The following is an 11,986-nucleotide window of genomic DNA, read 5'->3' as shown; positions in this document are numbered from 1 at the left end:
GTGCGGTCCTTCCCGGGCGGTGCTGAGGGTGCGGCGGACCCGCCGGTCACCGGGTGGAGGGTGCCTGGAGCGGGTTCGCGTCGGACTCTACGGACGACTTCGCCGTCCCCTGGTCCGACGCGCTGGCGCCGCTGGTCTTCTCAGACGCGGCAGGTGCGGACGTGTCAGCGGCGGTGCTGCCTGCGGCGGCACTGCCTGCGGCGGGGTCGCCGGTGTTGCCCGTCTCCTTGCTCGTCGACGTGGCGCCCGGCTGGGTGGCCAGCGGCACGTCGTTCAGCAGGGAGTTCGGCACCTGGTTCTCGGTGGACGCGGTTGCCTCGTCGGGCTTCGCCGGGGTCGGCGTGCCGTACACCCGGCCGGTCTTCGGGTCCAGGTACACCGGCGTGGAGTTCGCGATCATCCCGAGCGCCTGCGCGTTGCGGGCCAGGTTCTGCGGCGAGTCCAGCACCCGGAGTTCCTCGGACAGGGACTGCTGCGTGCGGGACAGGTTGGTCTGCTCCGTCGACAGCGAGTTGAGCGTGTAGGCGCCCTGGCTGAGCACCATGCTGATGCCGAGCTGGGCCAGCAGCAGGATCCCGAGCGCGGCGACGGCCACGACGGCGTACCCGATGCGGGGACGGGCCCGGCGCTGGGCCGCGGTGGGGGTGACCTCGACCAGCTCGGGGCGGTGCTGACGGTCGGGGCGCGGGGCCCGCGACGGGACGACCGCAGGGTCGACGAGTGCGAGGTTCGTGCTCATGTCAGTTCCGGATCCGCTCGGCCGCGCGCAGTCGCACGGGGGTTGCTCGGGGGTTGGCGGCGCGTTCGGCCTCGTCGGCCAGCTCAGCGCCCTTGACGATCAGGGAGAAGGTGGGGGCGTGCTCGGGCAGCTCCACCGGCAGGTCGGCGGGGGCGCTCGACTTCGTGCGCTCCACCAGGGCCCGCTTGACGATTCGGTCCTCGAGGGACTGGTAGGACTCGACGACGATGCGGCCACCGACCGCGATGGCGTCGAGGGCCGCCGGGATCGCCCGCTCGAGCACGCTCAGTTCGGCGTTCACCTCGATGCGGAGCGCCTGGAAGACGCGCTTGGCCGGGTGCCCCTGGCGCTGGACGGCGACCGGGGTCGCGTCGTGCAGCACCTGGACCAGGTCGCCGGACATCTCGAACGGCTTCGTCGCCCGCCGCTCCACGATGGCTCGTGCGTAGCGGCCGGCGAGCTTCTCCTCGCCGTAGCGCTGGAAGATGCGACGCAGTTCGCCCTCGTCGTAGGTGGCCAGGACGTCGGCGGCGGTCTGCCCCTCGGTCCGGTCCATCCGCATGTCGAGCGGGGCGTCCTGGCTGTACGCGAACCCGCGCTCGGCCCGGTCGAGCTGCAGCGAACTCACACCGAGGTCGAACAGCACGCCGTCGACCTTCGTGAAGCCCTCGCCCTGGATGGCGTCGACGATGCCGTCGTACACGGTGTGCACGAGCCGGACGCGGTCACCGAAGCGGGACAGACGGTCCCCCGCGATGCCGAGGGCGTCGGTGTCGCGGTCGAGTCCGATGAGCGTGAGCTCCGGGAACCGCTCGAGCAGGCCCTCGGAGTGACCACCCATGCCGAGCGTGGCGTCGACGACGACCTTGCCCGGGCCCTCGAGCGTCGGCGTGAAGAGGTCGACGATGCGCTGGAGCATCACCGGCGTGTGCGGGAAGCGTGGCGTCTCGTTGTCGTTGTCGGCCATGTGCAGCCCCTCGTCTCCTGGGCCGTGGGTCCGGATCCCCATCCATGCGACCTGACACCGGGGAAGTGATGTCAGGGCTTCACGGCTGGGAGTCCCGATCCGCGGATCAGAAGATCCCCGGGATCACCTCCTCGTCGTTGTCGGCGAATGCCTCTTCGGCTTCGGCGTAGTAGGCCTCCCACGCGGGGGTGGACCAGATCTCGGCACGGTCACCGCTGCCGATGACCGTGAGGTCCCGCTCGAGCCCCGCGTACTCGCGGAGGTTCTGCGGGATCGTCACGCGGTTCTGCTTGTCGGGCTGTTCCGCGCTGGCCCCCGAGAGGAACAGGCGCATGTAGTCCCGGGTGCGCTTCGACGTCATCGGAGCGGTCCGGATGCGCTCGTGGAGTTCCTCGAACGTCCGGGCGCTGAAGACCACGACGCAGCGTTCCTGGCCGCGGGTCATGACGAGCCCGCCGGACAGTTCGTCCCGGAACTTGGCGGGGAGGATCACGCGACCCTTCTCGTCGAGCTTCGGGGCATGAGTACCGAGCAGCACGTCGGGCCTCCCCTCCGCTCCACCGGACCGTTGCAAGCCCCACTTTACTCCACTCCCCTCCCCCGGACCAGGATTCCGCACCCTTTTCGGCCCTCGACACCCCTACTGGGGGCATGCGCCCAGGAATGCATCCCGCAGATGCAGCCCGAAAAGCCCGGATCCATGCGGATCCGGGCGGCAGGAGCGGGCGTGGAGGAAAGTGGAGGACTTTCGCAGCCGGTGGAGCACGTCGGGGCGCGCCGCGGTCGCACGGTCGGCTCCACCACGCCCGGCCGCCGGTCAGCGCATGGTCACGACGCGCCGCCGCCGCGCCGCCGAGTGGTCACGAACTGTCGTTCGCGCGGGCCCCAGCCGACAGTTCGTGACCCCCCGGCGACCTCCGCCCGGCCTGTCGTGACCACTCGCGCGCACACCCCGCGCGCACACCCCGCGGCTCCGGCTCCGCCCCGCGGCCCCGGCCCCGGCCCGAACCCGCCCGAACCCGCCCGCCCCCGGGAACACGAAACGGGGCCGGCCCGAAGGCCGACCCCGTGGAGGAGTGTGGAGGGAGCCCGACCGGCTCCGGTCAGCTACTGACCCTGGTCGTTCCGCTTGTCCCAGCGGTCGTTCATGCGGTCCATGAAGGACCCGCCACCACCACCACCACTGGCAGACGGACGCGCCGACCCACCGGATGCGGGCTTGCCCGGCCGAGCGGGCTTCGCCTTCGGGGCACGCATGCCCGGGCGCAGCGCGAACAGGACACCGGCGAGCATCACGACGAAGCCGAGGATGCCCAGCAGCGGCGCCTTGATGACCAGGCCGACGATGACGACGGCGATCCCGGCGAGTGCGCCGAGGACCCCGAGGGTGATGGCTGTGTACGTCGGACGACCCTGTCGACGTGTGACACGAGCCACGAAATCGGAATCGTTCTGGTAGAGGCTGCGCTCCATCTCTTCGAGAAGGCGCTGCTCCTGTTCCGAGAGCGGCATCTTGGTTCCCTCTGTTCCTGGGATCGACGCGGGGTTGAAAAACGCGGGTTGGGTGGACCGATTCTATGCCTCGACCACTCCACTAGGGTAGGGATCGTGGCTGAGAGTACGCGATTAGTGGACCTCGTATCGGCGCGTATCGACCGGGCACTCGACGAGCAGCGTGAGCGGCTCCTCGCGATCAGCCCCGACCTCGCGCCGTTCGACCGGTACGCCCGAGACCTGTTGTCCGGCGGCAAGCGCTTCCGGGCCCTGTTCTGCTACTGGGGATGGCAGTCGGTGGCGGGCCGTTCCGGTTCGTTCGACCCGCTGGCCGAGGGGTCCCGGCAGACCACCGCCGAAGCGATCGTCACGGTCGCCGCCGCGCTCGAGGTCTTCCACGCCGCCGCCCTGGTGCACGACGACATCATGGACCGCTCGGACACCCGTCGTGGGCGTCCGGCCGCGCACCGCCGCTTCGAGTCCCTGCACGAGGAGTCCGGTTTCGTCGGCGACCGCGGGCAGTACGGCACGAACTCGGCGCTGCTCCTCGGCGACCTGCTGCTCTCGCTGAGCGACTCCGTGTTCGACGAGGGCCTCGCGCTCCTCGACCCGGTGCGGGCCCGCATCGTCCGCCAGGAGTTCCACGCGATGCGCCTCGACGTCACGGCGGGGCAGTACCTCGACGTGCACGAGGAGACCGCCTGGCCCGTCATCGACGAGTCCGAGCACCTGCTCCGCGCCCAGCGCGTCATCGTCTTCAAGTCGGCGAAGTACTCGATCGAGGCACCCCTGGTCATCGGTGCCCTGGTCGCCGGCGCGAGTGACTCCCAGCTCGAGGGCCTCCGCGCCTTCGGACTCCCCCTCGGCGTGGCCTACCAGCTGCGCGACGACATGCTCGGCGTGTTCGGTGACCCCGAGGTCACCGGCAAGCCCGCGGGCGACGACCTGCGCGAGGGCAAGCGCACCGTCCTCATCGCCTCTGCGCGCAAGACCCTGGCGAGTGGCCCGCGGCAGCTCCTGGACGAGCTCCTCGGCGACCCGGACCTCGACGAGGAGCAGGTGCGGATGCTCCGGGCGACCCTCACCGAGTCCGGCGCCGTGGCCGCCGTGGAACGGTCGATCGATCGGCACGTGCAGCGCGCCAAGGCGGCGCTCGACGCGTCGCCGCTGACGCCGTCGGCACGCGAACAGCTCGCGTCGCTGGCCGACACGGTCAGCCGCCGGTCGTCCTAGACACCTCTCGATCCACCGGCCTCGCAGGCTCGCCCGGCGCTGGCGCCGCGCGCCGCTGGCGCGTCGCACATGCGGGGCGGACAGGAGGCCCGGTGCCAGCTGGCACCGGGCCTCCTGTCCGACCGGAACGCGTCTAGAGCAGCGACTGGGCGACGCGACGCACCTCGGCCTTGCGACCGGCGCGCAGCGCCGCGATCGGCGTGGTGCCCATCGCGTCGTCGACGGTGAGCATCCAGCGCACCGCCTCGTCGTCGGTGAAGCCGTTGTCGCCGAGCACGATGAGCGTGCCGCGGAGTTCGGGCATCGGCTCGCCGTCCTCGAGGAACTCGACCGGCACCCGCAGCACACCGCCGACACGGGCGGCGAGGAGGGTCTTCTGCTCGAAGAGTCGGTGGATCCGTCCGGGGCTCGTGCTGAACATGTCCACGAGCTCGGGGACGGTCAGCCAGCGTTCGGAGAGGGTCAGGTCGTCGGCGGGTGCGGCACTCACACGCCCATGGTGCCAGAGTGACCGCCGGAGTGAATCGGTAACGTTCGTCACATTCGTCACATCCACCACATCTGACTCTCTGGTTGACTTGGGAATCAGGCCATGCCAGCGTTGTGGCACCTGTGAGTGCGCGCACGCGTGCGCACGCCTCAGTCGAGATCAGGAGAGACCCGTGGACCACGCTGCAGACGAAGTCGCCCGGCGCGCACGATCCGCCCGGTTCGCCACCATGCCCATCGTCCTCGCGGGCACGATCGCCGTGACCGCCGGCCTGACCGGTCCGGTCGCACACGCCGAGCCGCGGCACGACGACGCCGACGCGAACCACAAGCGTCACGTCGACCAGGACCGCGTCCTCACCGACCGCCCGGTGTTCGGCACCGCGGTCGCACGGCCGTCACAGACCGTCGTCCGGACGGTCGCCGCCACCGCGAAGGCCCCCACGACCGCTGTGCCCACGAACTACACCGTCCACCACGGCGACACGGTCTCGGGCATCGCCGCCCGGTTCGGCCTGTCGGCGCAGGAGATCCTCGTGCGTAACGGCCTCGGCTGGAACACGATCATCCACCCGGGCCAGACGCTGCACCTGGCGTCGACCCCCGCCGTCACAACCGCTGCCGTGCGGACGTCCGGGGCCACGAGCGGCTCCGGGTCGAACACCTCGAGCTACCACGTGAAGCAGGGCGACACGGTCTCCGCCATCGCCTCCCGCGTCGGCGTGTCGACCACGGCGCTCCTCCGCGCGAACGACCTGTCACAGCGCAGCGTCATCTACCCGGGGCAGACGCTGCGGGTACCGCACGGCACGTCCTCGTCGACGTCGGTGTCCACGGCGTCGGCGCCGTCGACCCGGTCGAGCGTCAAGATCAGCGCCGGCGACACGGTCGCCTCGATCGCCGCCGCCCACCACGTCTCCGTCAAGTCGCTCCTGTCGGCGAACGGCCTGTCGTACACGAGCACCATCTACGCCGGCAAAACACTCGTCATCCCGTCGTCGAACGCCACTGCCGCACCGGCGGTCGCCGCCAGCGCAGCCGTCAGCGGTGCCGTGGGCCTGAGCGCCGAGCAGCGACAGAACGCGGCGACCATCGTCGCCGTCGGTCGCTCCATGGGCGTCCCCGACCGCGGCATCGTCGTCGCCCTCGCCGCCGCGATGCAGGAGTCCAGCCTGCGGAACATCCCACACGGCGACCGCGACTCGGTCGGTCTGTTCCAGCAGCGCCCGAGCCAAGGGTGGGGCCCCGCGGCGACGCTGCAGGACCCGGTGCACGCCACCAAGCTGTTCTTCGGTGGTCGGGACAACCCGAACGCCGGCAAGACGAGTGGGCTGCTCGACGTGCGCGGCTGGTCCTCGATGAGCATCACCGATGCGGCCCAGGCCGTGCAGCTCTCCGCCTACCCGAAGGCCTACGCCAACTGGGCGACGGCCGCCGAGGGCTGGCTGGCGACCCTCTGAGCCTCATCCGGAAGATCGAGATTGGGTCACGACCGGTGCGCCGGTGCGTCCGGCTGCCGTCTCGATTCGTAGAATGCCGCCGATGACCACCAACGCCGCCACGGACCCCATGATCGGTCGCATGATCGATCAGCGGTACCGCGTCCGCTCGCGCATCGCGCGCGGGGGCATGGCGACCGTCTACCTCGCGACCGACGTGCGCCTCGAGCGACGCGTCGCCATCAAGATCATGCACGGGCACCTGGCCGACGACCAGGCCTTCCGTGAGCGCTTCATCCAGGAGGCCCGGTCGGCCGCCCGGCTGTCGCACCCGAACCTGGTGGGCGTCTACGACCAGGGCGCCGAGGGCGAGACCGCCTACATCGTCATGGAGTACATCCCCGGCATCACGCTGCGGGACCTGCTGCAGGAACACCACGCCCTGACGCCCGAGCAGGCGACGGACATCCTGCGCGCCGTGCTGGCGGGCCTGGCGTCCGCGCACCGCGCCGGCATCGTGCACCGCGACCTGAAGCCCGAGAACGTCCTGCTCGCCGACGACGGTCGCATCAAGCTCGGCGACTTCGGCCTGGCCCGGGCCACGACCGCGAACACGGCGACCGGCGCGGCCCTGCTCGGCACGATCGCCTACCTGTCCCCCGAGCTCGTGACCCGCGGCGCCGCCGACTCGCGCAGCGACATCTACGCGCTCGGCATCATGCTCTACGAGATGCTGACCGGCGAGCAGCCCTACAAGGGCGAGCAGCCGATGCAGATCGCGTACCAGCACGCCAACGACTCCGTCCCGGCCCCGAGCGCCGCCGTGTCCGGGGTGCCGCCGGAGCTCGACGAGCTGGTCGCCTGGTCGACCGCGCGCGACCCCGAGGACCGTCCCCGCGACGCCCGCGAGATGCTCGACCACATGTCGGGCAACCAGCAGCGGGCGACCGGTCAGTACCGCACCGCCGTGCTCCGCCCCGAGAACGGGACCGCGATCCTGCCCTCCGGCGGCGGGGGAACGCTCGGCGCCGCAGCGGCCGCCGCCTCGGTCGGAGCCGCAGGTGCCGGTGCTGCCGACGAGACCGCCATCATCGACCGGGCGGGTGACCGCGACACCGGTGACCGCGTTCGGACGCCCGCGCGGGCCCGCACCAACGCCCCGGGGCCCCGTCGCACCGGTGCCCAGCCCGGCGTCCTGTCCCCCGCCGGCCAGCGGCTCGCCGACCAGTCGGCGAAGCGTCGGAAGCGCGGCTGGATCGCCCTGTCCGTGGTCGTCGTGCTCGCGCTGATCGGAGCCGGCTTCGGCTGGTACTTCGGCCCGGGGCCCGGTGGCAACGTGCGCATCCCGGAAGTCGCGGGCAAGTCGGTCTCGCAGGCCCGACAGCTGCTCGAAGCACAGGGCCTGCAGGCGGCGTCGAAGACCGGGACACGGTTCGACGCCGTCGTCGCGAAGGGGCAGGTCTCCACGACCGAGCCGGCTGCGAGGCGCGAGGTGCAGAAAGGCACGGCGGTGCAGATCGTCGTCTCGAACGGCCCCCGGATGATCCCGCTGCCGGCGATCGTCGGGCAGCCGCTCTCCACCGTGACGGCCGCGCTCGACGACGACTTCGAGCTGCAGGACGACCGGTACCAGTTCTCCGCCGACGCGCCGAAGGACACCGTGATCGCGGCGACCGGTCGGGCGTCCGGGGGCAAGGCGCTCGACCTGACGACGGTGAAGGCGTACGGCGAGACCGGTCGGATCACCCTGACGGTGTCGCTCGGCCCCGTGCCCGACGTGGTCGGGAAGACCGTCGACGAGGCCTCCGCCGCACTCGACGTCGTCGGGCTCGTCCTCGGCGCCCGGACCGAGGAGTACAGCGAGACCGTCCCGACGGGGCAGATCGTCTCCGCCGCCGTGCAGGAGTCCCCCGCCGTGCGCGGGTCGGCGGTGGACGTCGTCGTGTCGAAGGGCCCGACGCCGATCACCGTGCCGAAGGACGGAGTGGTCGGCAAGACCATCAACGAGGCGACGAAGACCCTCGAGGACCTCGGCCTCAAGGTCTCCGTGCCCGACTGCACGAACATCCTCTGCGGCTTCTACGACTGGAAGTCGACGCTGCCCGTCACCGGCACCGATCCGGGCGCCGGCGCGACCGTGTACCGCGGCGACACGGTCACCCTGTCCTACGACCAGTAGGGCCGGCGCAGGCGCTGCATGGGCGGTGTGTGTCGCCAGAGAGCCATTGTCTCGCCCGATCGCGCCGACACCGTCAGGACGGACGGGAGGCCCGTGGCGGCGCCGTCACGGGCCTCCCGTCCGACACGCGAAAGCGACTGAACCCCGCGAACGTGCCGGGAGGTTCTGTCGCTTCGTCGAGATGGTTCCTGCGCTACGAGCGGTCGGGCTGGTGCGCGCCGAGTTCCTCGGCCACCAGGAAGGCGAGCTCGAGGGACTGCATGTGGTTGAGGCGCGGGTCGCAGAGCGACTCGTAGCGGGTGGCGAGGGTGGCCTCGTCGATGTGTTCCGAGCCACCGAGGCACTCGGTGACGTCGTCACCGGTGAGCTCGACGTGCATGCCACCGGGGTACGTGCCGACCTGGCGGTGCGCCTCGAAGAAGCCCAGGACCTCGTCCACGACGTCGTCGAACCGGCGGGTCTTGTAGCCCGTCGGCGTGGTCAGGCCGTTGCCGTGCATCGGGTCGGTGACCCACAGCGGATTGGCGTCCATGCCCTTGATCGCCTCGAGCAGCTTGGGCAGCTCGTCGCGGATCTTCCCGGCACCCATCCGCGTGATGAAGGTCAGGCGACCCGGCTCACGGTTCGGGTCGAGCTTGTCGACGAGCGCCTTCATGTCGTCCACGGTCGTCGTCGGGCCGAGCTTCACACCGATCGGGTTGCGCACCCGCGACAGGAAGTCCACGTGGGCACCGTCGATGTCACGCGTGCGCTCACCGATCCAGATGAAGTGGCCGGACGTGTCGTACGCCAGGCCCGAGCGGGAGTCGATGCGGGTCATCGGGCGCTCGTAGTCCATCAGCAGCCCCTCGTGCGAGGCGTAGAACTCGACGTGCTTGAGCGCTTCGAAGTCGGCACCGCAGGCGGCCATGAACCGGATCGCGCGGTCGATCTCCTTGGCGAGGTGCTCGTACCGGGCGTTCGCCGGGTTCGAGGCGAAGCCCTTGTTCCACGAGTGCACCTGCCGCAGGTCGGCGAAGCCCCCTTGCGTGAACGCTCGGACCAGGTTCAGCGTCGACGCAGCGGTGTGGTAGCCCTGCACCAGACGACGCGGGTCCGCTTCGCGGCTCTCCGGCGTGAAGTCGTAGCCGTTCACGATGTCGCCGCGGTAGGCGGGCAGCGTGACGTCGCCGCGGGTCTCGAAGTCGCTCGAGCGGGGCTTGGCGAACTGTCCGGCCATCCGGCCCATCTTGATGACGGGCGTCGAGGCGCCGTAGGTCAGCACGACGGCCATCTGCAGGATCGTCTTGACCCGGTCGCGGATGGAGTCGGCGGTGGCACCGGCGAAGGTCTCGGCGCAGTCACCGCCCTGCAGCAGGAAGGCCTTGCCCTGGGCGGCCGCGGCGAGCCGTGCGCGCAGCTCGTCGACCTCGCCCGCGAACACGAGCGGCGGGAGCGTGGCGATCTCGGCCGACGCCGCCTCGGCAGCGGCGGCGTCGGGCCAGGTCGGCTGCTGCTTGATCGGGAGCGTCCGCCAATAGTCGAGCCCCTCGATGACGTCCGGATCCTGCAGGGCGACGAAGTCGGTCGACTCGGGCAAGGGCGTTACCTCGGTGTTCTGTGCGGGCGGCCCGGCGACGCTGACCGGCACGTGGCCGCGCGTCGGCGATGGGCGTCCTGGCGGGGTGCCGGGACCATCAGAGCCTAACGTGCAGGCGTCGACTTCCGTTCCCGCATGACGGCCTCGCGCGCAGAGCTCGCGCGCTCCTTCACGCTGGTGGCGTAGACGTCGACGTACTCCTGACGGCTCAGCCCGGCGAGCTCGTGCATGACCTCGTCCGTGACGCTGCGCAGGATGAAGCGGTCCGTCTCGAAGCCCTGGAACCGCGAGAAGTCGAGCGGCTTGCCGAACACGACCCCGACGCGCTTGATCTTCGGGAACCGCTGCCCGATCTGCTGCACCTCGCGCGTGCCGACCATGGCCACCGGGACGACGAGCACGCGCCCCTCGAGGATCATCCGGGCGATGCCGGTGCGTCCGCGGTAGAGCTTGCCGTCGGGGCTGCGCGTGCCCTCCGGGTAGATGCCGAGCTGCTCACCGCGCGCCAGGACCTGCAGCCCGGTGCGCAGCGACGCTTCGGACGCCTTGCCACCGGAGCGGTCGATCGGCAGCTGGCCGATGGCGTTGAAGAACGTCTTCGTCGCCCAGCCCTTCAGCCCGCGGCCGGTGAAGTAGTCGCTCTTCGCCAGGAACGACAGTCGACGATCGAGCACCGCTGGCAGGATCACCGAGTCGATGAACGAGATGTGGTTCGAGGCGAAGATGACCGGGCCCGTCGTGGGGACGTGTTCGCGCCCGACGACCCACGGCCGGAACAGGGTGAGGATGAGCGGTCCGAGCACGAAGTTCTTCAGCAGCCAGTAGGTCATCGACGACTCCAGGTGGTGAGAAGGTCCGGGTGGTGCACGGGTGTTCGCGTTTGCGTTTGCGTTTGCGTTTGCGCGCCGACCCTACGCCGTCCGGGCGTGGATGCGAGCGAGGTCGGCAGCACCGACGACGCCGGCGTCGTTGACGAGTTCGGCGATGACGAAGTCGGGCTCCGGGTGGTACCCGCGGGCCGGCAGGTTGTTGAGGTACGCCTGCTTGATCGGGTCGAGCAGCCGGTCCCCCGCGCTGGCGACGCCGCCGCCGAACACGAAGAGCTGCGGGTCGAGCACGGCGGAGAGCGACGCGCACGCCTCGCCGAGGTGCCGACCGAGCCGACGGAGTGCCGCGAGGGCACCCGGGTCGTCGGCCAGGATCAGGTCGCCGACGATCTTGCCGTCGAGCTGGCCACCGTTGTCGGCGCGGGCGTCGGCCAGGGCCGAACCGATCCCGCCGGCGTCGGCGACGTCGTTGGCCATGCGCTGCAGGGCGCGGCCGGAGCCGTACTGCTCGATGCAGCCACGGGCGCCGCACCCGCAGGGCAGGCCGTTCGGGACGATGCGCAGGTGCCCGATCTCGCCACCGGTGCCGAAGCCGCCGCGGAACAGCCGGTCCTCGGTCACGATGGCACCGCCGACCCCCGTGCCGATGGTGAGCATCGTCATGTCGGACACGAGCCGACCGGCACCGAACCGGAACTCCGCCCAGCCAGCGGCGTTCGCGTCGTTGTCGACGGTGATGTGCAGATCGCCGAGGCGCTGCTGCAGCTTCTGCCGGAGTGGTTCGTTCCGCCACCGGATGTTGGGCGTGTAGTAGACGATCGACTGCGAAGCGTCGATGAACCCGGGGGCGGCGACCCCCACGGCGCCGACCTGGTGGAGCGAGCTGAGTCGCTCGACCATCGAGACGACGTCGTCGAGCATGGCGTTCGGGTCCGCAGCGTTGGTGGCCACGCGGTCCTCGGCGACGATCTCGCCCAGTTCCGTCACGACCGCACCCGCGATCTTGGTGCCCCCGATGTCGATTCCGATGGCGTGCACGA

Annotated in this window: 11 protein-coding genes; 3 read left to right on the top strand and 8 right to left on the bottom strand. The window is 70.8% G+C overall.

Annotated elements, in window-relative coordinates:
* Window positions 1-46 precede the first annotated feature (46 nt).
* The 4 genes from H489_RS36715 to H489_RS25815 form a co-directional block, all read right to left on the bottom strand.
* Window positions 47-739: a hypothetical protein gene (locus tag H489_RS36715; protein ID WP_017886618.1), complete on the bottom strand. Its 693-nt coding sequence runs from the start codon at window positions 737-739 to the stop codon at window positions 47-49.
* 1 nt (window position 740) lies between these two features.
* Window positions 741-1,706 (bottom strand): 16S rRNA (cytosine(1402)-N(4))-methyltransferase RsmH, encoded by a 966-nt coding sequence (rsmH, locus tag H489_RS25825; protein WP_017886617.1) that lies wholly within the window; start codon window positions 1,704-1,706, stop codon window positions 741-743.
* A gap of 106 nt (window positions 1,707-1,812) precedes the next feature.
* Window positions 1,813-2,244, bottom strand: coding sequence for a division/cell wall cluster transcriptional repressor MraZ (mraZ, locus tag H489_RS25820; protein WP_017886616.1), 432 nt, complete (start codon window positions 2,242-2,244; stop codon window positions 1,813-1,815).
* Between the two features lie 569 nt (window positions 2,245-2,813).
* Window positions 2,814-3,218 (bottom strand): DUF3040 domain-containing protein, encoded by a 405-nt coding sequence (locus H489_RS25815; protein ID WP_031259427.1) that lies wholly within the window; start codon window positions 3,216-3,218, stop codon window positions 2,814-2,816.
* Window positions 3,219-3,314: 96 nt separating this feature from the next.
* Here H489_RS25815 and H489_RS25810 point away from each other — a divergent pair, with 96 nt between their 5' ends.
* Window positions 3,315-4,433 (top strand): polyprenyl synthetase family protein, encoded by a 1,119-nt coding sequence (locus tag H489_RS25810; protein ID WP_031259426.1) that lies wholly within the window; start codon window positions 3,315-3,317, stop codon window positions 4,431-4,433.
* 133 nt (window positions 4,434-4,566) lie between these two features.
* Here the strand turns inward: H489_RS25810 and H489_RS25805 are convergent, their stop codons facing one another.
* Window positions 4,567-4,923: an Rv2175c family DNA-binding protein gene (locus tag H489_RS25805; protein WP_017886613.1), complete on the bottom strand. Its 357-nt coding sequence runs from the start codon at window positions 4,921-4,923 to the stop codon at window positions 4,567-4,569.
* Window positions 4,924-5,095: 172 nt separating this feature from the next.
* On the opposite strand from H489_RS25805, the gene H489_RS25800 reads away from it, so the two are divergent.
* Window positions 5,096-6,382 (top strand): LysM peptidoglycan-binding domain-containing protein, encoded by a 1,287-nt coding sequence (locus tag H489_RS25800; RefSeq protein ID WP_017886612.1) that lies wholly within the window; start codon window positions 5,096-5,098, stop codon window positions 6,380-6,382.
* Window positions 6,383-6,464: 82 nt separating this feature from the next.
* A complete protein-coding gene (pknB, locus tag H489_RS25795; protein ID WP_031259424.1) occupies window positions 6,465-8,540 on the top strand; it encodes a Stk1 family PASTA domain-containing Ser/Thr kinase in 2,076 nt (691 codons plus the stop codon).
* 193 nt (window positions 8,541-8,733) lie between these two features.
* Here pknB and H489_RS25790 read toward each other — a convergent pair whose 3' ends face one another.
* The 3 genes from H489_RS25790 to H489_RS25780 all read right to left on the bottom strand — a co-directional run bounded on the left by H489_RS25790 (window position 8,734) and on the right by H489_RS25780 (window position 11,984).
* Complete coding sequence (locus H489_RS25790; protein WP_042537455.1) at window positions 8,734-10,119, bottom strand: class II 3-deoxy-7-phosphoheptulonate synthase; 1,386 nt, start codon at window positions 10,117-10,119, stop codon at window positions 8,734-8,736.
* 104 nt (window positions 10,120-10,223) lie between these two features.
* The gene (locus H489_RS25785; protein WP_017886609.1) at window positions 10,224-10,949 is read right to left on the bottom strand and encodes a lysophospholipid acyltransferase family protein; all 726 of its coding nucleotides are present in this window, start codon (window positions 10,947-10,949) and stop codon (window positions 10,224-10,226) included.
* A gap of 81 nt (window positions 10,950-11,030) precedes the next feature.
* Entirely contained in the window at window positions 11,031-11,984 is a 954-nt protein-coding gene (locus H489_RS25780) for an ROK family glucokinase (protein WP_017886608.1), read from the bottom strand.
* Window positions 11,985-11,986 lie beyond the last annotated feature (2 nt).

This window comes from Curtobacterium flaccumfaciens UCD-AKU (assembly GCF_000349565.1).
GTDB lineage: Bacteria > Actinomycetota > Actinomycetes > Actinomycetales > Microbacteriaceae > Curtobacterium > Curtobacterium poinsettiae.
The sequence above is the reverse complement of the archived record's forward strand: the minus strand, read 5'-3'. Positions and strand labels throughout refer to the sequence as shown.

What these genes read in the sequence shown, in the direction of transcription:
- H489_RS36715 (WP_017886618.1), bottom strand. Translation starts at nt 739, where the DNA reads ATGAGCACGAACCTCGCACTCGTCGACCCTGCGGTCGTCCCGTCGCGG.
- pknB (WP_031259424.1), top strand. Translation starts at nt 6,465, where the DNA reads ATGACCACCAACGCCGCCACGGACCCCATGATCGGTCGCATGATCGAT.
- H489_RS25785 (WP_017886609.1), bottom strand. Translation starts at nt 10,949, where the DNA reads ATGACCTACTGGCTGCTGAAGAACTTCGTGCTCGGACCGCTCATCCTC.
- rsmH (WP_017886617.1), bottom strand. Translation starts at nt 1,706, where the DNA reads ATGGCCGACAACGACAACGAGACGCCACGCTTCCCGCACACGCCGGTG.
- H489_RS25815 (WP_031259427.1), bottom strand. Translation starts at nt 3,218, where the DNA reads ATGCCGCTCTCGGAACAGGAGCAGCGCCTTCTCGAAGAGATGGAGCGC.